Origin of the sequence: Nocardia sp. NPDC056541, from assembly GCF_042794235.1 — a bacterium.
In the GTDB taxonomy this organism is placed as follows: Bacteria; Actinomycetota; Actinomycetes; order Mycobacteriales; family Mycobacteriaceae; genus Nocardia.
The window spans coordinates 1-22,309 of record NZ_JBHTUD010000013.1 but is presented as its reverse complement, the minus strand read 5'-3'; the positions used below and the strand labels follow the sequence as shown (position 1 = coordinate 22,309).

Sequence of the window (22,309 nt, the reverse complement as noted above, 5' to 3'; positions counted from 1 at the left end):
CTGGTTCTCACTTTCTCGGTGAGATGTCCGTCCAGGTCCGGGTTCGGCCGGGGATTCCGCGCAGCCGTAAGTCCTTGTAGCGCTTCCATTTGGCTCGTTCGGCCGGGGTCGCGGCCTGCCAGATCGCATCGCTGACCAACACCCGCCGCGGTGCTTCCTTCGCCACCGTCGTGAGGCGGGCCGCTTCGTTGACCGCGTCGCCGATGACGGTGAATTCGAGGCGGGTGTCGGCGCCCACGTCGCCGGCGAAGACCTGGCCGCGAGCGACGCCGATGCCGACGTCGAGCTCGCCGGTGGCGACTACTTCGTCGCGGATGCGGCGGGCGGCGCGCAGGGCGGGGGTGGCGTTGTCCTGGAGTGCGGAAGGCGCGCCGAAGATGCACAGCGCGGCGTCGCCGGCGAACTTGTTCACCAGGCCGCCGTTGTCCTCGGTGGCCGCTACGACGGTGGCGAGCAGCCGGTTGAGTTTGTGGACGAAATCCTCGGGGGCCATTTCGGCGGAGAGCTGCACCGAGCCGGTGACGTCGACGAACAACGCCGAGACGATGCGCACATCGCCGGTGAGGTCGGAGCTGCCCGACAGTGCGCGTTCGGCCACCGTGGAGCCGACGTGCCTACCGAAGACGTCCTCGGTGTGCATCTGGTCGCGCAGGGTGGCGGCGAGTTCGTTGACGGAGTGTTCGAGGCGGCCGATCTCGCTCGCGCTGCCGACGGGCACCCGCACATCGAGTTCGCCGCGGGTGATCCGGTCCAGCGCCCGGTACATCGTGCGCATCGGCGTGGCCACCGAGCGCGCGAGCAGCGCGGTGGCGAGGGCGCCCACGCCGAGCGCGACGATCGAGAACAGCCACGCCGCGCGCACCCGGTCCGATGCCGGGGTGGTCGTGTCGCTGAGGACGACGATGATGATCAGCGCCGGCAGCGCGCTGGACACCGCCCAGGTGACGAGCACCCGCACCAGTACGGTCGAGCTGGGATGGACGGTCGGCCCGAGCACCGCGGCGATGATCGGCACGGCCGGGCGGATCAGGCGGTCGAGGATCAGGTAGATCGCGCCCGCGGCCTCCAGCCCGCCGAGGGCGAATCCGGCCAGCAGCACGGTGATGTTGTGATAGTCGGTGTACCGGTCGACGAGCCACACGGTCAACGCGACGCCCGGTGTCCACAGGATGATCGCGCGCAGGGTGATCGCGGCGGGCAGCCGGATCAGGACCCGCGCTTCCTCCGGCGTCGGTTTGCGGTTGTCGTCGAGCCAGCGCATATATCGGCGCCGGTCGTAGAGCGCGATGCCGATCCCGAGGGTGAAGGCGAGCACCGGGTAGATCAGGATCAGGACGGCCGCGTCACTCCAGTCGTCGCCGATCCGGGTGAACACGCCACCCGCCCAGCTGACCAGGAAGATGGCCGCCACCCCGACCATATTGGCGGTGATGACCACCAGCGCGAGTCCCCAGTAGGACCGCAGCGCCCACCGGACCAGCCGGTTCACCGCGCACGCCCGAGCCCGGCGCCCGAGGACGCCCGGGCATCACGAGCTGCGCTGACGGGTGACACAACTACCGAGCATAGAAGGCGCGCAGGCCGCGGCCGCGCGCACGCGCCGTTCAGCCGAGCACGACCAGCCAGATCGCGATGTAGTGACACAGCGCCGCGACCACCGTCGCGGCGTGGAAGAACTCGTGGTGCCCGAAGTCGGGCCAGGGGTTGGGCCACTTGGTCGCGTAGAGAACAGCCCCCACGCTGTAGATCACGCCGCCGACCGCGAGCAGCACCAGCGGCGCTACTCCGACGTTGTGCAGCAGCTCGGGGGCCACCGGCACGATCGCCCACCCGAGCAACAGGTACAGCGGCACCCCCACCCACGCGGGCGCGGTAGGCCACAGCAACTTCAACGCGATCCCGGCGACGGCCCCTGCCCACACCACGGCCAGCAGGATCTGCCCGGTCCGCCCGGGCAATCCGAGCAGCGCGAACGGCGTGTAACTGCCCGCGATGAACAGGAAGATCATCGAATGGTCGGCCCGCTTCATCCGCACCCGTGTCCGCACGCTCGCCCAGGTGACCCGGTGATACACCGCGCTCACCCCGAACAGCGCGCACACCGAGATCCCGTAGAGCAGCGTCGACCAACCCGCGGTCAACGACGTGAGGAACCCGAACACCACGAGCACCGTCACCGCGACAGCGGCGACGCCGACCGCCCACGTATGGATCCAGCCACGAAAACGGGGCTTGATCACCGTGGCGATCTCAGTCAGGACATCGTCCACGTAACCTCCCGAGCCGGAACCTACGGTACCGTAGGTTGTGCCCAACCGTACGTCAACCGCCCATCTCGACACCACAAACGTGCCCCTGGCCACACAAAACCCGACCGGCTGATCTCGGGAGGACATGGGTAACTTCCCGACCACCCCGAAACCCGGCCTTGCCCGTGCCGCCGGCCCGGCACGGATCTCACCCCCTACTCACGACCGGCAAAATACTCGGGGAGGCGGGCAAGCGTAGGGTGCGGGCGTGGAGTTTCTTGGTCGGGTGCGTGGATTGCCGTACCGCATCTACGAAGCCAGGCTGTCGCAGCAGCTGGCAGACAAGCAGCACCCTCGCCACGTCGCCGTCATGTGCGACGGCAATCGACGCTGGGCGCGTGAGAACGGGTTCACCGATGTGAGCCACGGCCATCGCGTCGGCGCGCTGAAGATCGCCGAGCTCGTCGGCTGGTGTTCCGACCAGGGCATCGAGATGGTCACCGTCTACCTGCTCTCCACCGAGAATCTGCGCCGCGACCCCGAAGAGCTCGAGACCCTGTTCGAGGTCATCACCGATGTCGTCGAGGAACTGTCCGCCCCGGAGCAGAACTGGAGCGTGCGGATCGTCGGGTCGCTCGAGGGTTTCCCCGAGTTGATCGCCAAGCGGCTGCGGGTGGCCGCCGAGCGAACGAGCGGGCGCGACGGCGTGCACGTGAATGTCGCGGTGGGTTACGGCGGCCGCCAGGAGATCACCGACGCGGTGCGCTCGCTGGTGCGCCAGGAGATCGCCTCGGGCGAGTCGGGCGAGGATCTGGTGCAGTCGATTACGGTCGACGCGATCGGCCAGCATCTCTACACCTCCGGTCAGCCCGACCCGGACCTGGTGATCAGAACCTCTGGTGAGCAGCGGCTTTCGGGGTTCCTGTTGTGGCAGAGCGCCTATTCGGAGATCTGGTTCACCGAGGCGTATTGGCCGGAATTCCGGCGTGTCGACTTCCTGCGCGCACTAAGGGATTACGCCGCGCGCCACCGCCGTTTCGGCGTGTGAGGCCGTAGCCGTCGCGTACTCTGCGGTCAGTGGAACCCGGACAGCCTTCTTACATCAGCTATGAGGAATTCGGCAGGCGTTTCCTGGAATACGCCGTCTCCGAGCAGCGCATCGCCGACGCGTTCGGCCAACTCACCGGTGCCGCTTTCGATTTCGGGCCGATCGGGGTGGGGCCGGGTCGATTGGCGAAGGTCACCGCGCAGGTGGAGCTCGGGCAGCCACGAATCCTGCGTTTCGTCGACGCGTTCATCTCCTTCGAACTGACCATTCCCTTGCGCGTGGATCTGGTTCTCGATCTGGCGGTCGACAGGTCACGTTTCCGGGTCGACGGCACCGTGCATCTGCATCTCACCGCGCGCACCGCCGACCCACTGCGGGTGGTCATCGACATCGCCGAGCCGCGTCCCGGCGATGTGCGGGTCAATGTCGCCAGCAGCTCCAAGCGCGGCGAGTTGCTGCGGGTGCTGGCCAGCGTCGACCACGAGATCCGCCGGTTCGTCGCCCGGTACGTCGCACAGGAGATCCGCAAACCCGAGATCGCGGCGGTCCGCAATATCGACGTGGCGACCAGGCTCGACGCGGCCTGGAAGTTGTAGCGGAGTAGGCCCGATCCGGCGCCACCCCCCGCTAGGCTGCTGCGCGAGACCGGGCCCGACGACACATTGCAGGGGTGTGAGCTGTGGGAATTGCGACGAAGGCGAGCGGGTGGCGGGCGCGGATCGTGGTGCTCGGCGTCGTGTGCGGTGCCGTGGCGGTCGTCGCGGGCTGCGGTGGGGTCGACCAGCCCGCGCCGCCACGACTGACGCCCGCCGAGGAGCAGGCCGCGAAGGGCGCGGTGTTCGCCTATCGCACCGACGCCGAGCTGGCGGTGGTGCGCGGCGGCGAAACCGTGCGGGCGCCGGGCAGTTTCGGCTATTCGTCGGCCGCGGTGGCGTTCACCAGGGACGGGCACTACGCCTTCGCGGTGGAGAGCGGTAGCAAGACGCTGGTCGCGGTGGGTGTGCGCGACCGGTCGGTGACCCGCATACCGTGTGACTGCGCCAACGCCGTGGCGTTGCGCGGTTCGGTGGTCGGCTGGTGGCGGGAGCCGGGCGAGATCATGAGCATGGACCTGGCCGGTTCCGAGCCCGCCGCGCCCGAACGCGAGATCGTCCTGCCGGATTCGCCGAGTCCGCTCACCGGTGGTGGGTGGGGCGGGGCCGAACTTGTGGCGGCCACCGACGAGTTCGTGCTGCTGGCCCGGGTGGAATCGCGCGGCTTGTGGTGGGAGAAGAGTCACCTCTACGCCATCGGCTCCGATGTCATCCTGCCGCTGGGTCGTGTGCCCGGCATCGACGCCGGACTGTCGGCCGCCGCCGGTCCCGATGGGCACACCTTCGTGCTGGCCGGGGCCACCGCGCGCAGCGCGACCTGCGGCAGCGGCAACGTGGCGACCATCGACGCCGCCAACAACGGTGTCCTGGCGATGCCCACCCTGCCGGGTGAGTGCTCAGCGGCCTACAACCCGCGCTGGAGCGCCGATGGTTCGATCACGATCGCCACCCGCAAGTGGTCCGACCTCGCGGGCGCGCCGAGCACGGTCGACCGGATGCAGTTGGCGGCGCAGGGGTGGGCGCCGGTCGGGGAGTACCCGGTGGTCGACATGCTCCCGCGGAAACAGGCGCAGGAGCCGATGCTCGAGGTGGTCGCCGGTGAGCCCACCGACGCGCGCGGCACGCCGCATGGAGTCCTGGTCGTCCACCAGGGCGAGGACAGCGCGGAAGTGGCGACGCAGGTCGTCTCGTTGGGCTCGCCGACGGCCACCGGCTGAGCGGTGTCGGCGCGCGAGCCGATCAGAGTTTGCGCAGCCGCAACCTGTTGATCGTGTGGTCGGAGTCCTTGCGCAACACCAGGGTTGCGCGGGGGCGCGTCGGCAGGATGTTCTCCACCAGGTTGGGCCGGTTGGTCGAGTGCCAGATATCGCGCGCGGCCGCGGTGGCCTGTTCGTCGTCGAAGGCCGCGTAGTGGTGGAAGTGCGCGTCGGGGTCGGCGAAGCCGGTCTTGCGCAACGCGAGAAAGCGCTGCACATACCAGTTCTCGATGTCCTCGATGCGGGCGTCGACGTAGATGGAGAAGTCGAACAGGTCCGACACCATCAGTCGCGGACCGGTCTGCAGCACGTTCAGGCCCTCGACGATGAGAATGTCGGGCTGGCGGACACAGTGCTTCTCGTCGGGCACGATGTCGTAGGACTTGTGCGAATACACCGGCGCGCACACCTCTTCGGCGCCCGACTTCACCTCGGTGACGAATCGCAGCAGCTTGCGCCGGTCGTAGCTTTCCGGGAAACCCTTGCGGTGCATGATGCCGCGACGAATGAGTTCGGCTGTGGGATAAAGGAATCCATCGGTGGTCACCAGGTCGACCCGGGGGTGGTGATCCCAGCGCGCCAGCAGCGCCTGCAGCACGCGCGCGGTGGTCGACTTGCCGACCGCGACACTGCCCGCGACCCCGATCACGAACGGCACCTGCTTGTCGGGATGTTTCTCGCCGAGGAAGGTGGCGGTGGCGGCGAACAGCCGCTGCCGGGCCGCGACCTGGAGATGGATCAACCGCGCCAGCGGCAGGTACACCTCGGCGACTTCGTCGAGGTCGATCTGCTCGCCGAGACCGCGCAGGCCGGTCAGCTCGTCCTCGGTCAGTACCAGGGGAGTCGACTTGCGCAGTGTGCGCCACTGGCTTCGATCGAACTCCACATAGGGGCTCGGTTCGCTCATCCGTGCCACCTACCCGACCCTCCGTCCGGGCGCATCCGCACAGCTTGGCTGCCCGTCTGGTGAGATCCGGGATAACTCTGACCGCATAGCGAGATTGTGCTCCGTGCTCGCTGCCCGCGCGCAACAGGGGGTTTGGCTACCGGTCGGTAACCAGCGACAACGCCGAGGTAAGACGCCATTTTCCGATCGACCACGTAATGTCGGGCGGATGGGGTCACATCCACTTGTCACCGAATACCTGCGCCTGGGTTTGGCTTTCGATCGCCTCGAAGAGGGGTTCGTCGACGCCTACACCGGCGATCCGCAATTGCGCCGCGATATCGAGAACGCGGCCGTCCCGGTGCCCTCGGAGCTGGCCCGGCGCGCCGTCGATCTGCGCGCCGCCCTGCCCGATGCCGGGCTCTCGGCGCAGCGCACCGAATTCCTCGATGCCCACCTGGTGGCGATGGAATGCTCGGCGCGCAAGTTCGCCGGTGAGCAGATCGGCTTCGTCGACGAGGTCCGCGCCTACTTCGACGTCGACATCGCACCGGGCGACCCCGACGACTATCGCGAAGCGCACCGGCAGATGGACGAGGTGCTCGGCGGCGACGGACCGCTGGCCGAACGCGCCGCCGCCTACCGCCGCGGTGACGAGATCCCCCCGGAAAAGCTCGCTACCTGTGTCGAAGCGTTCTCGAGTGCGCTGCGGGAGCGGGTACGCGAGCGCTACCCGCTGCCCGACAACGAGCACGTCACCTACGAGGTGGTCGGCGACAAGCCGTGGTCCGGCTTCAACTACTACCTGGGCAATTTCGCCTCGACGGTCGCGATCAACTCCGACCTCAAACAGCACATGGGCAACCTCCCCGCGCTCATCGCGCACGAGGCCTACCCCGGTCATCACACCGAGCACTGCCGCAAGGAGGCCGGACTGGTCGCGGCGGGCGAGGACGAGCAGACGCTGTTCCTGGTCAACACCCCGCAGTGCCTGATGGCCGAGGGCCTCGCCGACCTGGCCCTTCGGTCGATCGTCGGGCCCGGCTGGGGAGTCTGGGCGCAGGAGATCTACGCCGACCTCGGCCTTCGTTTCGACGGTGAACGGGCCGAACGCTTCTCGACCGCGTCGGCGAAACTGCTGAACGTGCGTCAGGACGCCGCGTTGCTGCTGCACGATCAGCATCGCAGCGAGGACGAGGTGGCGCTGTTCCTGCAGCGGTGGATTCTGGCGACGCCGGAACGGGCGCGGCAGTCGCTGCGGTTCCTGTCCTCGCCGCTGTGGCGGGCCTACATCAGCACCTATGTCGAGGGTTACCGCCTGCTCGGGGGGTGGCTCGACGGTGCGGTCGGCGCCCAGGATCGGGTCGAGCGGTTCGGGCGTCTGCTCGACGAGCCGCTGACGCCGGGGGCGATCCGGCGGATGAGTGTCGCTACTGGATGACGGCGCAGCCGCCGGGGTTCAACAGCGAGCAGACCAGGTAGCTGATCTGCAGCAGGAGTGCCTCGATCGGGTCGGACGGTGCGATGGCCGGGGTCACGGGCAGTGCGGTCATATCTGTGTCATCGGTCACCGTCGGATGGGTCGTTACGCCGAGTCTGTTGTGTTCGACGGCTATCGAACCTGGTCAGCCGGGCTGTGACCCTGGTCTCTCCGGTGGCGGCTCGGACGGTGTTGCGGTATCCCCGTGCTCGGCTCGCACACGGTCGGCAATAGACTCGACGGCGTGACGCAGACGACCGCTTCGGTGAATACCCAGTCTCTCGGTGAGCTCGATCCCGAGTTGGCCGCCGCGATGGCGGGCGAGCTCGCCCGCGAACGCGACACCCTCGAGATGATCGCTTCGGAGAACTTCGTGCCGCGCGCGGTCCTGCAGGCGCAGGGCTCCGTCCTCACGAACAAGTACGCCGAGGGGTACCCGGGCCGCCGCTACTACGGCGGCTGCGAGGCTGTCGACGTGGTGGAGACCCTGGCTCGCGACCGTGCCAAGGAGCTCTTCGGCGCCGAATTCGCCAACGTGCAGCCCCACTCGGGCGCGCAGGCCAACGCCGCGGTGCTGATGGCGCTGATGAACCCGGGCGAGACCCTGCTGGGTCTGGACCTCGCGCACGGCGGTCACCTCACCCACGGCATGCGCCTGAACTTCTCGGGCAAGCTCTACGACGTCCACTCCTACGGTGTGTCGAAGGAAGACCACCGGATCGACATGGACGAGGTGCGTGACATCGCACGCAAGGCCAAGCCGAAGGTGATCGTCGCCGGCTGGTCGGCCTACCCGCGCCACCAGGACTTCGCCCGCTTCCGTGAGATCGCCGACGAGGTCGGTGCCTACCTGTGGGTCGACATGGCGCACTTCGCCGGCCTGGTCGCCGCCGGTCTGCACCCCTCGCCCGTGCCGTACGCCGACGTGGTGTCCTCCACCGTGCACAAGACCCTCGGCGGTCCTCGCTCCGGTCTGATCCTGGCCAAGCAGGAATTCGCCAAGAAGCTCAACTCCGCGGTGTTCCCCGGTCAGCAGGGCGGCCCGCTCATGCACGTGATCGCCGCCAAGGCCGCCGCGTTCAAGATCGCCGCCACCGAGGAGTTCGCCGACCGTCAGGTCCGCACCCTGTCCGGCGCGCGTATCCTCGCCGAGCGTCTGACCGGCGCCGACGTGAAGGACAAGGGTGTTTCGGTCCTGACCGGCGGCACCGACGTGCACCTGGTCCTGGTCGATCTGCGTAACTCCGAACTCGACGGCCAGCAGGCCGAGGATGTCCTCCACGAGGTCGGCATCACCGTCAACCGCAACGCCGTCCCGTTCGACCCTCGCCCCCCGATGGTCACCTCGGGCCTGCGCATCGGCACGGCGGCCTTGGCCACCCGTGGTTTCGGCGACACCGAGTTCACCGAGGTAGCCGACATCATCGCCGCCGCCCTGGCGGGCACCTCCGACGTCGACACCCTGCGCGGCCGGGTGTCGCGCCTGGCCCAGAGCGTCCCGCTCTACCAGGGTCTCGAGGACTGGCGCCTGCTCGGCTGAGCCGGAGAACCTCTGCCCGATGGCCCCTGTCAGCTCCATGCAGACAGGGGCCATCGTGTTGTCGGAACACACAAAGTTCTGGTGAATCGCGTACGGGCCTAATGGAATAGGGCATGGTCAGTCCGTATGGAATATCGACGCGCGCTGGCGCGTGAGGTCGGCGGGGAGGTGCACGCGTTCGAGTTGCTCTCCGAGGCCGAGGCCAGGGAGCTGATCGAACTGTTCCGCGCCGCGCGGGCCAACGAGGTGCGGGCGCTGCGCCGGGCCATCGATGCCGCGCTCACCGCGATGCCCGCTCCGCTGCGTAAGGTCTCGCGCAAGATCCTCTTCGGCAGCTGATGATCGAAACCGAACTCGAAGCTCAGACACAGCTCGTGGTGCTCGCGCGCACGCTGAAAGTGCCGCCGCAACGCCTCGCACCGCTGGCCCGTCTGGGCGCGGTGCACCTGTCGGCGATACAGCAGCAGATCCTGCGCGCACTACATGCCGAGCACGCGGACACCTTCCGCCGGGTCAGCCCGCTCGTGCCGATCTTTCCGGTGGGTGTGGGCGTCGCGCTCTTCGAGCGGGTGGTGCCGCCGGTGCTCGCCGCCCGATTCCTCGGCGCGGTCGGCGTCAAACATCCGCGCAAGTGCGCGCAGGCGCTGTGCGCGGTCGATGCCGTCTACGCGGCCGACGGAGCGCCGTACCTGGACCCGAATGTCTTCGAACAGCTGATGCGATACGGCAGGCCGGAGCCGATCACCCTCATCATCAACGAGCTGTTGCGGCGCCGCGACTACGTGACGGCCGCGCGGTTCCTCTCGGTGGTGAACGAGCCGCTGATCGCGGCATTGGAGCAGACCGTCCTCGATGACGCGGGCTTGGTCTTCACCGCCGCCTACGCCTACCCGGCGCACACGTTGAGCCGGATCGTGCGGCAGTTGCTGGCGGGCCCACGCCAGCGGGTGCCGGCCATGCTCCACACCGTCCTGGCTGGCCCACCCACCCTGCATCACGCGATGCTCGCCCTGTTCTGCAAGGTCGACCCCGAAATCACCGGCATTCTCGGCGACATCTTCTTCGGCCGCGGCACCACACACGAGGTCGGCCGATTCCTGCTCACCGCGGTCAACCGGAACGCCTCGCCCGCGCTGCTCACCGTGATCGGCAGACTCGAACCCGTTGCCCTGTGGGCCTTGTCGACGAACCCGCAATTCGCGAACACCGACGTGCTCGGCGCGCTGGTCCGCTCGCTGGACGGCAAGGACGAAGCCGACCCGTGGCGCGGGCTGTTCGCCCTGTCCGCCCGCCTGAGCGAACCGGCCCGCCGCCACATCGCCGCCACCCTCGCCGAACTCGACGAAACCTCGGTAGCCGCCCTGCCCGCGCACGCCACCGACGCCACCTACTGGCCCGCTCTCCTGCAACTACTCGCCGAATCCGAACCTGCCGCCCAGTCCCGAGTCGCCGCGATCTGGTCGCGCCTTTCTCCTGAATGGCAAGCGGGCATAGAACGCCACATCCATGAAAACCGCTACGACACCCGCCTGAGCCGCATCACCAACGCCCTCACCACCGTCACCCCGGAAGAGGTCTTCTTCCGTCGCCGCCAGCAGAACCGCCAGCGAGGAGAAGACCACTTCGCGTCGTGGTGAGCTCGCTCAGTGCACCAGCGGGCTCAGGGTGCGGCCGACCCGGTCGATGACACCGGGCTCGTGGCCGTTGGCGATCAGGTTGATGATGACGCCATCGATGCCGTGGTCGAGGACGCGGGCCTGGATCTGTTCGGCGACTTCGTCCGGGGTGCCGGCGAATTGGCGGTCGGCGACGGTGGCCCGGCGTTCGGCCTCGGTCAGGGTGGACAGGTCGACGCCGAGTCGCGACAGCATGTCGGCCTGGGTCTTTCGGGCGCGGTCACCGTCTTCGTCGACGATGGTCAGCGCGAGGAAGCTGGTTTCCAGGGTGGCGGGGTCGCGGCCCGCCTCCTCGCACCGCTGGTGCAGAGCGTCGAGTTTGCGGGGCAGTTCGGAGGCGTTGCAGATGATGTTGAGGTGATCGGCGAAGCGGGCGGCCATGCCGAAGGTCTTCTTCTCGCCGCCACCGCCGAGCAGAATCGGCAGGTCGTCGCGGATGCGTGGCTCGTTCATCGCGTTCTCGGTGTGGTACCACTTTCCGTCGAAGGTGGATCGCTGCCCGCGCAGCATCGGCGTGATGATCCGCAATGCCTCGTCGAGCCGCTCGAACCGCTCGGTGAAGGTGCCGAATTCGAACCCGTACTGCTGATGCTCCAGCTCGAACCACCCCGCCCCGATGCCGAGCACCGCCCGGCCACCGCTCACCACGTCGAGCGTGGTGACGGTCTTGGCCAGCAGGGCGGGATTGCGATAGGTATTGCCGGTGACCAAGGCCGACAACTGGATTCGCTCGGTCGCGGTAGCCAGACCCGACAGCGCCGAGTAGGCCTCCAGCATCGGCTCGTCGGGCTCGCCGATCAACGGCAGCTGATAGAAGTGATCCATCACGAAGGCGGCGTCGAACCCCGCCCCCTCCGCCTCCCTCGCCTGCGCGATCACCGCGGGAAACAGCTCACGCACCGAGGACGTGTTGCTGAAGTTGGGCATCTGATAGCCGAGTCGAATGCTCATGTCGCCGACCTTATGACTTGGAGTGCACTCCAAGTCAAGCGCTACACCCGACCAGCTGCGGATAGTCGATCAGGTCGATGTCGTTGGCGGCCTTGTCGCCGTATTTCAGCATGAGGGTGAAGAAGCGGGAGCCGAGGAACCAGTTGCGCGCCTTGATGCCCAGGGTGGTCTTGGGCGCGAGGAAGGGGCCCGCGTTGCTGTTGCCCGCGATTTTGGCGTAGCGCTTCATGATCCGGTCGTAGTTGGCGAAGGCGGTGATGTGATCACCCGCGGCGGCGGCCAGTTCGCCCGCGAGAACGTAGGCGCCGACAACGGCGAGGCCGGTGCCGAAGCCCGCCAGGGTGTTTCCGTACGCGGCGTCGCCGATGAGGGCGACGCGGCCGCGGGTGTAGGCGCCGTTCATCCGGACCTGGCTGATCGAGTCGAGGTAGATGTCGTCGAATTCGGCCAGGTCGGTGAGCATGCGGGGGGCATGCCATGCCATGTCGGCGAAGGTTTCGGTGATGATGCGGCGCTGGGCGTCGACGTCGTTGCGGGGGTAGTCGAGTTCGGGGGCGGCGAACATGTACATCTGCTGGGCCTTCGGGCCGCCGTCGATGGCGAGTTTGCCCGGGGTGTTGTGGGCGGCGCCTGCCGCTTTGTCGCGGGGCGTGGCCGCGTCGCTCCAGCGGCTCGCGCCGGCGACGCAGTAGTAGTAGCCGAGGTGCGCCACGTAGTCGGCCTCGGGGCCGAACGCCAACTTCCGGACTCGCGAATGGATGCCGTCGGCGCCCAGGACGAGGTCGAAGGTGCGGGGCGGGTTGTGCTCGAACCGTACGGCCACGCCGTCGCCGGTGTCGCGCAGGTCGGTGATGGTGTCGCCGAAGAGGTACTCGACGGTGTCGGCGGTCTTGTCGTACATGACCTCGGCCAGGTCGCCGCGCAGGATCTCCAGGTCGCCGCCGGTGAACTCGCCCGACATCACGCCGAGCTCACGCCCGTTGTCGTCGACGAAGACCAGGTCGGTGGTACCGGTACGCCGGGCCCGGACCTCGTCGAGGATGCCCATCCGCTCGAGCACGGTCAGGTGGGTCTTGCCCTTGAAGTCCACCGCCTGACCGCCTGCCCGCAGCGCGGGGGCACGTTCGACAACGGTGACGGAGAAGCCGTAGCGGTGCAGCCAGTAGGCGAGGGCGGGGCCGGCGACGCTGGCGCCGGAGATGAGAACAGTACGCATGACGTAACTCCCGAAGATCTGTGTCCGATGGAATCTGTATCCGGTGGATGCAGATAAGAGTATGGTAGACACAGTTTCACGTCAAGACGATTTTCGAGAGGATGGGCAGATGCCACCGCCGACCACGGTCGAGCTGTTGTGGGGGACCACGCAGCGCCCCAAGCGCGGGCCCAAACCCGCGCTCACTCTCGACGGGATCGTCGCCGAGGCCATCGCGCTCGTCGACGCCGAAGGGCTGTCCGCGCTGTCGATGCAGCGGCTGGCCGAACGCCTCGGCTTCACCAAGATGTCGCTGTACCGATATGTGCCGGGCAAGGAGCAGTTGACCGCGCTGATGCTCGACGCGGCGATGGGCGAACCGCCGAAGGCCGCGGGCGCGCAGCAGAACTGGCGAACCGGCCTCCGCACCTGGGTCGAAGCGCTCTTCGCTCGCTACCGTGCGCACCCGTGGTCGATCGAGCTCACCGTCGGCATGCGGCCTCTCGGCCCGAACGAGATGGGCTGGACCGAGGCCGCCCTCACCGCACTGGCAGGCACCGGGCTCTCCGGCTCGGAGAGGCTGGACACGATCGTCCTGCTCAACGGTCACGCCCGCAGCCTGGCTCAGCAGGTCGCGTCGATGAGCGGGGACGGGGAAGTGCAGTTCACCGAGCAGTTCGCCGCGATGATGACCGCGGCCGCAGGCCGCTACCCCGAGGTGCAGGCCGCCTTCGCCGAGGAAGCCGCCGCGCCGGCGGGCAAGGGCGGACCCAACGACGCCCTGCGTTTCGGTGTCGAACGCATCCTCGACGGTCTCGCCGTCCTGATCGATCAGCGAAACTGAGCTGACCCCTGGCCCGGCCGCGATCGGCACCCTAGGCTCATCTCATGACCGATCAGCCGGAACTGCCGGAGCCCGCTGTCACCATCGTTCGCGAGTTCTTCAACGCACTCGAACTCAGCGCGGTCGACGAGGCGCTGGATCTGCTCGATCCCGCGATCGTCTGGAAGAACGCCTCGCTGCCGACCGTGCGCGGCAAGAATCGGGTCGCGGCGTTGTTGCGCGGCCTGGATCGACCGAAGCTCGGGTTCTCCGCGGAGATCCACCACATCGCCGCCGACGGCGACATCGTGCTCACCGACCGCACCGACTACCTGCACGTGGGCCCGGTGCGCATCGGCTTCTGGGTGAGCGGCACCTTCGAACTGCGCGACGGCCGAATCGTGCTGTGGGACGACCACTTCAGTAAGGGCAACGTCCTGCGCGGCGCCGTTGTCGGCGTGGTGAAGGCGATCACCGGCCGCTGAACTATCCGTGCTTGCGCAGATACTCCAGGTAGGTCGGGCGCAGCACATCGGCTAGTTTGCCGTCGCCCGCGTGGAAGTAGTCGTCGAGCATCGGCAGCACGTACTTGATGTCGGCCGAGCTCTCGCCGAGGTCGCCCGCCTCGGCCTGGGCCGCCGGAATCGACTTCAGCAGTTCCCACAGGAACTTCACGTCGCCGTGGCGCACGGCCGTCTTCACCGCGCGATCGTGCAGTTCCTTCGACGACAGCTTCTCCAGATCCTGGTCTTCGGCCATGTCATCGACTCTAGCCCTCGGTGGCGCACACGTGCCGGATCCGTCGCGACAGTGCCGGTTAACGACAAATTCACGGACACGTGTGCCGGTCCAGCAGCGCGGCTACGAATTCGGCGGTAGCGTCGGTGATGCGAGTCGCGTCGGTGTGATTCGTACGGGAGGTCCTGACCGTGACTGAGCTATTCAGTGCGAGAGGGCCGGCACCTGGCCCTCGTGGCGGTTGACTCAGCGTCAAACGCCCACAAGGACGGACCGGTCCAGCGAGATCGTTCGCACGGGTGCCGTGCGAACACATAAGGAGCCCACCGTGACTGCTGCACGCTCCGTTTCCGCTTCCGCGAAGCACACGGCCTCGGCCTCGGCCTCGAGCAATTCGGCCTCGAAGAAAGGGGCTCGCCCCTCACGTTCCGGTCGCAAGACTTTCGTCGTAGACACCTCTGTACTCCTGTCGGATCCCTGGGCCGTCACCCGGTTCGGGGAACACAGTGTGGTCCTGCCCCTGGTCGTGATCAGTGAGTTGGAGGCGAAACGGCACCACCACGAGCTCGGCTGGTTCGCCCGCGAAGCTCTGCGCATGCTCGACGACCTGCGTGTGCAGCACGGCAGGCTCGACCAGGCGCTGCCCATCGGCACCGACGGCGGCACCCTGCAGGTAGAGCTCAACCACACCGATTCGTCGGTGCTACCCGCCGGATTCCGTTCCGACACCAACGATTCCCGCATCCTGGCCTGCGCGCTGAACTTCTCGGCCGAGGGCGAGGACGTGGTGCTGGTGTCGAAGGACATCCCGCTGCGCGTCAAGGCGAGCGCGGTCGGCTTGTCCGCCGACGAGTACCACGCGCAGGACGTGGTGACCTCCGGCTGGAGCGGGATGGTGGAACTCGACGTCGCGGGCGCTCAGATCGACCAGCTCTACACCGATTCGGTGATCGACCTCGACGATGCGCGAGAGTTGCCGTGCCACACCGGTGTTCGGTTGCTGGGCAGCAGCTCGAGCGCGCTGGGCCGGGTTACCGCGGACAAGCGGATCCAGCTGGTCAGGGAGCGGGAGGCCTTCGGGCTGCACGGGCGTTCGGCCGAACAGCGCATCGCCCTCGATCTGCTGCTCGACGAGAGCATCGGGATCGTGTCGATGGGTGGGCGCGCCGGTACCGGCAAGTCTGCCTTGGCGTTGACCGCCGGACTCGAGGCGGTGCTCGAGCGGCGCACCCAGCGCAAGGTGGTCGTGTTCCGGCCGCTGTACGCGGTGGGCGGGCAGGAACTGGGTTATCTGCCGGGTTCGGAGAGCGAGAAGATGGGCCCATGGGCGCAGGCTGTCTTCGACACGCTCGACGGGCTGGCCAGCCGCGAGGTGCTCGAGGAGGTGCTCAGTCGCGACATGCTCGAAGTGCTGCCGCTGACCCACATTCGAGGGCGGTCGCTGCACGATTCGTTCGTGATCGTCGACGAGGCTCAGTCGCTCGAGCGCAATGTGCTGCTGACGGTGCTGAGCCGCCTCGGCACGGGTTCTCGGGTGGTGCTCACCCATGATGTCGCCCAGCGCGACAATCTGCGGGTCGGCAGGCACGACGGTGTGGCCGCGGTGATCGAAAAGCTCAAGGGACACCCGCTTTTCGCGCACATCACCCTCACCCGCAGTGAGCGCTCGCCGATCGCGGCGCTGGTCACCGAGATGCTCGAGGAGTACGGACCGAACGCGTAATCGTCGGCAATCGGGCCGCGTCGCGGCCGGAATCCGTTTGATTACCGCAAACAGTGGGTAATATCCGCTCCGACACCAATCCAGCAACGGCTCGGCGAACACTGTTCCGCCGGGCCGTTGCGGATGTCGGCCAGGCTCCATTCCGGGGGCACCCCCGGGGGCCACTCGCGAGAGGATGGATATGAACCACTTCGCTCGACGTACTGCTGCCGGGAGCGCCGCGGTCCTGGCCGCGGCGGGTCTGCTGCTCGCTGCCGGCTGCAGCGATGACGACAAGGACAAGGCAAACGACGCCGTCGCCTCGGTGACCTCCGCGATCGGCGCCCCGGGTGGCAGCGCCACCACCGAGCCCGGGATGGGCGGGATGACCACCACCCCCGGTTCGGAAACCACCTCCGGTTCCGAGACAACGTCCGGCGCGGCCACCACCAGTGGGGCGGCGGGCGAATCGACCACCGTCTCCACCCCGAACGGTGACATCGTGATCGCCGGCGAGGTGTACAAGAAGTACGTGGCGGCCGGCGGCGCGAGCAGCCCGCTCGGCGCACCGGAGGAAGCTCAGGAATCCGGCCCCGACGGCGGCGAGTACCAGGACTTCACCGGCGGCACCATCTACTGGAGCAAGGATACCGGCGCCCACATCGTGTGGGGTGACATCCGCGAGGCCTGGGAGGAGAACGGCGGCGCCAACGGCACGCTGGGCTACCCGACCAGCGACGAGAAGACCATCGCCGGAGGCAAGCAGAGCGACTTCACCGGTGGCACCATCACCTGGGTCAACGGCGAGACCACGGTGACCCCGAAGTAGTCGGGCCCCACGTCAGCGTCGCGCTCCGCCCAGCGCGGGGACCCGGTTCACCCCGTAGGTCCCCGCGCTTGCGCACGAGGTACTAAGTTGTCGGGGTGCAGAAAACTTTGACCGACCGCGAGCTGCTGGATTCGCTCGCGGACGAGGTGGAAATCAACCTGCGTCGCCATATCGAGGTGGCCGACGGCTGGCAGCCGCACGAGCAGGTGCCGTGGTCGGACGGGCGCAACTTCGCCTTCCTCGGCGGCGAGGACTGGACCCCGGAACAGTCCGAGCTCAGTGATACCGCCCGGCTCGCGCTGACCGTGAGTGTCCTGGTCGCCGACAATCTGCCCTCCTACCACCGTGAGCTCGGCAAGCACCTGCGCACCGGCCCCTGGTGGCGCTGGGTCGGCCGGTGGACGGCGGAGGAGAACCGCCACGAGATCATGATCCGCAACTACCTCATGCTCACGCGTGCGGTGGACCCGGTCGCGCTCGAGCGGGCCCGCATGCAGCACATGACCGACGGTTTCAACCGCCCCCCGATGCACCTGATCGACGTGCTGGCCACCTGCGCGTTCGAAGAGGCCGCTGCCGCGATCCGTCATCGCAACACCGCCGCGATCGGCGAGAACCCGATCGTCACCGCGATGGCCGAGAAGCTGGCCGCCGACGACGAACTGCAGGCCGAGTTCTTCGCCGTGCTCGTCGCCGCCGCCCTCGACCTGGTTCCCGATCAGGCAGTGCGCGCGATCGCCGATCGGGTCGCCGACTTCCGGGTACCGCACGTGGATCTGCCCGGTGGCGGATCCAGCGACGAGGCGCTGGCCGAGGCGGGCATCTACGCCCCCGCGAAGGAGGGTGAGCTGGTGTTCAAGCCGCTGCTGCAGCGCTGGAACATCTTCTCCCGCACCGACTTCAGCGAAGAGGGCGAAAAGACTCGCGCCGAACTCGCGCACCTGGCCTGACCTTGCACAGCGAACGGCCGTCACCTCCTGCGAGGTGACGGCCGTTCGGCGTTTCAGCGGTCGACGTCGGCCATCGCCAGCACGTCGAGTTTGCGATCGAGCTCTTCGAGCGAGAGCTTGTCCGGGACGAGCCCGCGGTCGATGACGGTCTGCCGGATCGTCTTCTTCTCGCGCAGCGCCTGTTTGGCGACCGCGGCCGCTTCCTCGTAGCCGATGGCCGAGTTGAGCGGGGTGACGATCGACGGTGACGATTCGGCCAGGGTCCGCAGGTGCTCCTCGTCGGCGACGAGCCCGCTCACACACTTGTCGGCGAACAAGCGAGAAACGTTGGCCAGCAGGCGAATCGACTCGAGCAGGTTGCGCGCCATCACGGGAATGTAGACATTGAGCTCGAACGCCCCGCTCGCCCCGCCGAACGCGATCGCCGCGTCGTTGCCGACCACCTGCACCGCCACCTGCGTCACTGCCTCGGGCAGTACGGGATTCACCTTGCCGGGCATGATCGAGCTACCCGGCTGCAGGTCCGGCAGCTGCAATTCGCCGAGCCCGGTCAGCGGGCCCGAACCCATCCAGCGGATGTCGTTGGCGATCTTGGTCAGGCTGACCGCGATGGTGCGCAGCGCGCCGGAGGCCTCGACGAGTCCGTCACGCGCGGCCTGGGCCTCGAAATGATCCTGCGCTTCGCGCAGCGCGTCGATTCCCGTGGTGCGTACCAGTTGCGCGACGACCTTCGCACCGAATCCGGCGGGCGCGTTGAGACCGGTGCCCACCGCGGTGCCGCCGATCGGCAACTCGCCGAGGCGGGGAAGCACGGACATCGCGCGTTCGATACCCGCGGCGATCTGGCGGGTGTAGCCGCCGAATTCCTGGCCGAGCGTCACCGGCACCGCGTCCATCAGGTGGGTGCGGCCCGACTTCACCACGGTGCGCCACTGCTGTGACTTGTCGAGCAGCGCCAGGCGCAGATGGTCCAGCGCGGGAACGAGTTCGGTGATCACGGCCTCGGTGGCGGCCAGGTGTGTCGCGGTGGGGAAGGTGTCGTTGGAGGACTGCGACATGTTCACGTCGTCGTTGGGGTGCACGCTCACCCCGTTACGGGCGGCGATCGAGGCGATCACCTCGTTGGCGTTCATGTTCGAGCTGGTGCCCGAACCGGTCTGGAACACGTCGATCGGGAACTGGTCGTCGTGCTCCCCGTTCGCGATCTCGCCCGCCGCGGCGATGATCGCATCGGCCTTCACCGGATCGAGCAGGCCCAGATCCTTGTTGACCTGAGCGCACGCGGCTTTCAGCAGGCCCAGCGCCCGGATCTGGGCGCGCTCGAGTCCCCGCCCGCTGATCGGGAAGTTCTCGACGGCCCGCTGCGTCTGCGCCCGCCACAGGGCGTCGACAGGGACGCGAACCTCTCCCATGGTGTCGTGCTCGATCCGGTACTGCGCGTCGTCGTCAGCCATAGTTCGACCCTAGGACGAGAACACCGCGAATGGTGGCCACACACCAGCGCGAAATCCCACATCCGCGGCAGGAATACTCGCCGGACTCAGTCGGTGGGCCAGACCGCGCACACCTCGTCGGCGAAGTCCCTGGCTTGGGTGTGGCCGGCCAGCGCGGCGCCGTGTACGCGCTGCGGGTCGAGCTCGTTGGGGCCGATGGCCTTGCGCGCGGCTTGGTCCGGATGGATCACCGTGACCCTGGCCGAACCGAGGTGGGCGAGCTGGGCGGAGATCTTCCCGCTGCGGCGCGGGGTGAGAATGTTGGACGCGAGGCCGACGATCCGGTCGTAGCCCTTCGCCAGATCCAGATTCAGCGGGGAGCGGACCCCGCCGTCGAGGTAGTGGTGCCCGTGACACGACGCCTCCGGCCAGGCGAACGGGATCGCGCAACTGGCGTTGACCGCCTCGGCGAGTGAGACGTCGCTGTCGCGGTCGAAGACCTTCAACACGCCGGTGTCGGCGTCGACCGCGGTGATCCATAACGGCTGTGCCGGCCACGACTTCTCGGGCAGGCGTGAGGACACCGCCGCCAGCCGCAACACGGGGTCGATCGTCGACCTGCCGCGCGAAGCGTTCGCGACCCGGCGTGCCGCGCTGGTCTCGCTGGGCGCGGTGCCCGCGATGAACGCCCACGTGGCCAGCTGCTTGACCGAGAGCCGGTTCGGGATCTCGGCGTTGAGCCGCCCCAGCTGCCGCTTGTAGAGCTCGTCGGTCGACAGCGTGCTGCGAATTTGCGCCCCGACGACCGCGCCCGCGGACGTGCCGATCACCAGATCGGCCGACCGCAGGTCCACCCCGGCCTCGGCCAGTCCGGCGATCATGCCGATCTGCCAGCCGATACCGGCGATTCCGCCGTTGCCGAGGACCAGGGCGGTGCTGGGCGCTGCCATAGTTCGACTATAGGGACGCCCAGCCCCGGATCACGGTAGCGGCGGGTTCGCGCTGTCGTCGCCGTCGAAGTCGACCGAGGAGTACTCGCGCAGCTTCGTCAGGCGGTGGTAGGCGTCGATCATGCGGACGGTGCCCGACTTGGACCGCATCACGATCGACTGGGTCGACGCGCCGCCGCCGTAGTAGCGCACGCCGCGCAGCAGGTCGCCGTCGGTGACGCCGGTGGCGCAGAAGAACACGTTGTCGCCGGAGACCAGGTCGGTGGTCGAGAGCACCCGATCCAGATCGTGGCCCGCGTCGATCGCCTTCTGCCGCTCTTCGTCGTCCTTCGGCGCGAGCATGCCCTGCAGCTCGCCGCCGAGACAGCGCAGCGCGGCGGCGGCGATGATGCCCTCGGGGGTGCCACCGATACCGACCAGGATGTCGACGCCGGACTCGGGACGCGCGGCGGCGATGGCGCCGGCGACGTCACCGTCGGAGATGAGGCGGATGCGGGCGCCCGCGTCGCGTGCCTGCTGGATGGTGTCCTCGTGGCGGGGACGGTCCAGGATGCAGACGGTCAGATCGGACACCGACAGCCGCTTGGCCTTGGCCACGCGGCGGATGTTCTCACCGATCGGGGCGGTGATGTCGATCGAGCCTGCGGCATCGGGGCCGACGGCGATCTTGTGCATGTAGAACACCGCGGACGGGTCGAACATGGCGCCGCGCTCGGCGACCGCGAGCACCGAGATGGCGCCGGGGGAACCCTTCGACATCAGGGTGGTGCCGTCGACCGGGTCGACGGCGAAGTCGACCTCGGGGCCGGTGCCGTCGCCGACGAGCTCACCGTTGTAGAGCATCGGCGCTTCGTCCTTCTCGCCCTCGCCGATGACGACGATGCCCTTCATGGACACCGAGCTGACGAGCTGACGCATGGCGTCGACGGCCGCGCCGTCGCCACCTTCCTTGTCGCCACGGCCGACCCAACGGCCACTCGCCATCGCGCCTGCCTCGGTGACGCGGACCAGCTCCAGCGCGAGGTTGCGATCGGGTGCCTCGCGGCGGCTGGGGGCGGGCGATGATGCCGTCATTGCGGAGTGCCTCCTTGGCGTTGGTGTTACGGGGGCATTGTCGCATTTCGAAACGGCACGCTCGTGCACGACCTCCTGCGATGACCCCTTGACGGCCTGGTCAGGACTCGAGTGGATACTGGTAGCCGTGGCACAGACCAAGCACCGCATCTTCAACGACTACCGCGATCTGTTCTGGTCGTTGATCCCGTTGGTGCTGGCCGCGGTGGTATTGGCCGGGGTCGCGAGCCAGTGCACGGTGGCGACGAACGGCCCGACACAGGGTCAGATCCCGCATTTCGATGCCGATGCCGCGCTGACCTCCGACGCGAAGACCCTGTCGTTCCCGATCCGCAAGCCGGCGTTGCCGCAGGGCTGGGTGTCGAACTCGGGCAGCCGCGACACCATCGCCACCGCGGATGGCGGTGCCGTGAGCACGGTCGGCTACATCACCCCGCAGGGCACCTACATGCGGTATTCGCAGACCGATGCCTCCGAAGAGGCGCTGTCGCGGCAGCAACTCGGTTCTCGCTATCCCACCGGGACGCAGGACGTGGCCGGGCAGAAATGGGTCGTCTACACCGAACCGACCGAGGAAACCGGCTGGATCGCCGACCTCGGCGGCGTACGGATCCTGATCACCGGCGCGGGCAACGAGGCCGCCTTCACCACCCTCGCGACGGCGATCACGACAGCTCAACCGCTGGCGAAGAAGTAGCCTCAGCTGAGCCGGTAGGACCACCCGCTGTTGGGTAGCGCGGTCGAGGTGGCGATGGTGTCTTCTGCGTCGTCGGACTTGCCCTTGGCCAGGAGGCCGTAGGGATCGAATTCGCGTTTGGCGGCATCCTCTTTCGGGCCCCACGGCTTCATGCCGCCCGCGCCGAGGACGGGCGTGTGCGAGTTCGCGATGAACAACCCCGCCCGCTGCAACCGCTCGGTGGTCGCCGCCAAGTGCTC

Annotated in this window: 24 protein-coding genes; 13 read left to right on the top strand and 11 right to left on the bottom strand. The window is 67.9% G+C overall.

Going from position 1 to position 22,309, the window contains the following annotated elements; genetic code table 11:
- Window positions 1-7: 7 nt before the first annotated feature.
- Together ACFQ9R_RS22620 and ACFQ9R_RS22615 are read right to left on the bottom strand one after the other, a co-directional pair.
- On the bottom strand, window positions 8-1,489 hold the full coding sequence (locus ACFQ9R_RS22620; RefSeq protein ID WP_378993049.1) for an adenylate/guanylate cyclase domain-containing protein: 1,482 nt from the start codon (window positions 1,487-1,489) through the stop codon (window positions 8-10).
- Between the two features lie 115 nt (window positions 1,490-1,604).
- Window positions 1,605-2,270 (bottom strand): hemolysin III family protein, encoded by a 666-nt coding sequence (locus tag ACFQ9R_RS22615; RefSeq protein ID WP_378993047.1) that lies wholly within the window; start codon window positions 2,268-2,270, stop codon window positions 1,605-1,607.
- A 247-nt stretch (window positions 2,271-2,517) separates the two neighbouring features.
- Between ACFQ9R_RS22615 and ACFQ9R_RS22610 the strand changes: the two genes are divergently transcribed.
- The 3 genes from ACFQ9R_RS22610 (at window position 2,518) to ACFQ9R_RS22600 (ending at window position 5,107) form a co-directional block, all read left to right on the top strand.
- Window positions 2,518-3,297, top strand: coding sequence for an isoprenyl transferase (locus tag ACFQ9R_RS22610; protein ID WP_266293063.1), 780 nt, complete (start codon window positions 2,518-2,520; stop codon window positions 3,295-3,297).
- Window positions 3,298-3,326: 29 nt separating this feature from the next.
- Window positions 3,327-3,893 (top strand): hypothetical protein, encoded by a 567-nt coding sequence (locus ACFQ9R_RS22605; protein WP_378993045.1) that lies wholly within the window; start codon window positions 3,327-3,329, stop codon window positions 3,891-3,893.
- A gap of 83 nt (window positions 3,894-3,976) precedes the next feature.
- Complete coding sequence (locus ACFQ9R_RS22600) at window positions 3,977-5,107, top strand: hypothetical protein (RefSeq protein WP_378993044.1); 1,131 nt, start codon at window positions 3,977-3,979, stop codon at window positions 5,105-5,107.
- Between the two features lie 22 nt (window positions 5,108-5,129).
- On the opposite strand, the gene coaA is transcribed toward ACFQ9R_RS22600, so the two are convergent.
- Window positions 5,130-6,062, bottom strand: coding sequence for a type I pantothenate kinase (gene coaA, locus ACFQ9R_RS22595; protein WP_101465876.1), 933 nt, complete (start codon window positions 6,060-6,062; stop codon window positions 5,130-5,132).
- Between the two features lie 199 nt (window positions 6,063-6,261).
- On the opposite strand from coaA, the gene ACFQ9R_RS22590 reads away from it, so the two are divergent.
- Window positions 6,262-7,473, top strand: a complete 1,212-nt coding sequence (locus ACFQ9R_RS22590) for a DUF885 domain-containing protein (protein WP_378993042.1) — start codon at window positions 6,262-6,264, stop codon at window positions 7,471-7,473.
- Here the strand turns inward: ACFQ9R_RS22590 and ACFQ9R_RS22585 are convergent.
- On the bottom strand, window positions 7,463-7,603 hold the full coding sequence (locus tag ACFQ9R_RS22585) for a hypothetical protein (protein WP_378993040.1): 141 nt from the start codon (window positions 7,601-7,603) through the stop codon (window positions 7,463-7,465). The genes ACFQ9R_RS22590 and ACFQ9R_RS22585 overlap by 11 nt on opposite strands.
- A 153-nt stretch (window positions 7,604-7,756) precedes the next feature.
- Between ACFQ9R_RS22585 and glyA the strand changes: the two genes are divergently transcribed.
- From glyA to ACFQ9R_RS22570, 3 genes are all read left to right on the top strand, one after another.
- Entirely contained in the window at window positions 7,757-9,052 is a 1,296-nt protein-coding gene (gene glyA / locus ACFQ9R_RS22580; RefSeq protein WP_378993039.1) for a serine hydroxymethyltransferase, read from the top strand.
- A 126-nt stretch (window positions 9,053-9,178) separates the two neighbouring features.
- Window positions 9,179-9,391: a hypothetical protein gene (locus tag ACFQ9R_RS22575; RefSeq protein ID WP_378636305.1), complete on the top strand. Its 213-nt coding sequence runs from the start codon at window positions 9,179-9,181 to the stop codon at window positions 9,389-9,391.
- Window positions 9,391-10,689 (top strand): hypothetical protein, encoded by a 1,299-nt coding sequence (locus ACFQ9R_RS22570; protein ID WP_378993038.1) that lies wholly within the window; start codon window positions 9,391-9,393, stop codon window positions 10,687-10,689. The genes ACFQ9R_RS22575 and ACFQ9R_RS22570 overlap by 1 nt, the downstream gene beginning before the upstream one ends.
- 6 nt (window positions 10,690-10,695) lie before the next feature.
- Here the strand turns inward: ACFQ9R_RS22570 and ACFQ9R_RS22565 are convergent, their stop codons facing one another.
- Together ACFQ9R_RS22565 and ACFQ9R_RS22560 are read right to left on the bottom strand one after the other, a co-directional pair.
- Complete coding sequence (locus tag ACFQ9R_RS22565; protein ID WP_378993037.1) at window positions 10,696-11,679, bottom strand: LLM class F420-dependent oxidoreductase; 984 nt, start codon at window positions 11,677-11,679, stop codon at window positions 10,696-10,698.
- Between the two features lie 34 nt (window positions 11,680-11,713).
- The gene (locus tag ACFQ9R_RS22560; RefSeq protein WP_378993035.1) at window positions 11,714-12,895 is read right to left on the bottom strand and encodes an FAD-dependent monooxygenase; all 1,182 of its coding nucleotides are present in this window, start codon (window positions 12,893-12,895) and stop codon (window positions 11,714-11,716) included.
- Between the two features lie 109 nt (window positions 12,896-13,004).
- Here ACFQ9R_RS22560 and ACFQ9R_RS22555 point away from each other — a divergent pair, with 109 nt between their 5' ends.
- Both ACFQ9R_RS22555 and ACFQ9R_RS22550 read left to right on the top strand, forming a co-directional pair.
- Window positions 13,005-13,718: a TetR/AcrR family transcriptional regulator gene (locus tag ACFQ9R_RS22555; RefSeq protein ID WP_378993033.1), complete on the top strand. Its 714-nt coding sequence runs from the start codon at window positions 13,005-13,007 to the stop codon at window positions 13,716-13,718.
- Window positions 13,719-13,762: 44 nt separating this feature from the next.
- Entirely contained in the window at window positions 13,763-14,182 is a 420-nt protein-coding gene (locus ACFQ9R_RS22550; protein WP_378636316.1) for a limonene-1,2-epoxide hydrolase family protein, read from the top strand.
- Window position 14,183: 1 nt separating this feature from the next.
- On the opposite strand, the gene ACFQ9R_RS22545 is transcribed toward ACFQ9R_RS22550, so the two are convergent.
- Complete coding sequence (locus tag ACFQ9R_RS22545) at window positions 14,184-14,456, bottom strand: hypothetical protein (protein WP_378636318.1); 273 nt, start codon at window positions 14,454-14,456, stop codon at window positions 14,184-14,186.
- 307 nt (window positions 14,457-14,763) lie between these two features.
- Here ACFQ9R_RS22545 and ACFQ9R_RS22540 point away from each other — a divergent pair, with 307 nt between their 5' ends.
- From ACFQ9R_RS22540 to ACFQ9R_RS22530, 3 genes are all read left to right on the top strand, one after another.
- Window positions 14,764-16,158: a PhoH family protein gene (locus tag ACFQ9R_RS22540; protein ID WP_378926338.1), complete on the top strand. Its 1,395-nt coding sequence runs from the start codon at window positions 14,764-14,766 to the stop codon at window positions 16,156-16,158.
- Window positions 16,159-16,339: 181 nt separating this feature from the next.
- On the top strand, window positions 16,340-16,966 hold the full coding sequence (locus ACFQ9R_RS22535; RefSeq protein WP_378993030.1) for an esterase: 627 nt from the start codon (window positions 16,340-16,342) through the stop codon (window positions 16,964-16,966).
- Window positions 16,967-17,061: 95 nt separating this feature from the next.
- Entirely contained in the window at window positions 17,062-17,916 is an 855-nt protein-coding gene (locus tag ACFQ9R_RS22530) for an acyl-ACP desaturase (RefSeq protein ID WP_378993029.1), read from the top strand.
- 53 nt (window positions 17,917-17,969) lie between these two features.
- On the opposite strand, the gene ACFQ9R_RS22525 is transcribed toward ACFQ9R_RS22530, so the two are convergent.
- The 3 genes from ACFQ9R_RS22525 to glpX form a co-directional block, all read right to left on the bottom strand.
- Window positions 17,970-19,370 carry a class II fumarate hydratase gene (locus ACFQ9R_RS22525; protein WP_378993027.1) on the bottom strand — a complete coding sequence of 467 codons (1,401 nt, stop codon included), beginning with the start codon at window positions 19,368-19,370 and terminating at the stop codon, window positions 17,970-17,972.
- A gap of 86 nt (window positions 19,371-19,456) precedes the next feature.
- A complete protein-coding gene (locus ACFQ9R_RS22520) occupies window positions 19,457-20,299 on the bottom strand; it encodes a patatin-like phospholipase family protein (protein ID WP_378993026.1) in 843 nt (280 codons plus the stop codon).
- Between the two features lie 30 nt (window positions 20,300-20,329).
- Entirely contained in the window at window positions 20,330-21,373 is a 1,044-nt protein-coding gene (glpX, locus tag ACFQ9R_RS22515) for a class II fructose-bisphosphatase (protein ID WP_378993025.1), read from the bottom strand.
- 127 nt (window positions 21,374-21,500) lie between these two features.
- Here glpX and ACFQ9R_RS22510 point away from each other — a divergent pair, with 127 nt between their 5' ends.
- Window positions 21,501-22,070, top strand: a complete 570-nt coding sequence (locus ACFQ9R_RS22510) for a DUF4245 domain-containing protein (protein ID WP_378993023.1) — start codon at window positions 21,501-21,503, stop codon at window positions 22,068-22,070.
- Window positions 22,071-22,072: 2 nt separating this feature from the next.
- Here the strand turns inward: ACFQ9R_RS22510 and ACFQ9R_RS22505 are convergent.
- The coding region (locus ACFQ9R_RS22505) for a hypothetical protein (RefSeq protein WP_378993022.1) at window positions 22,073-22,309 on the bottom strand (237 nt) is incomplete at its 5' end.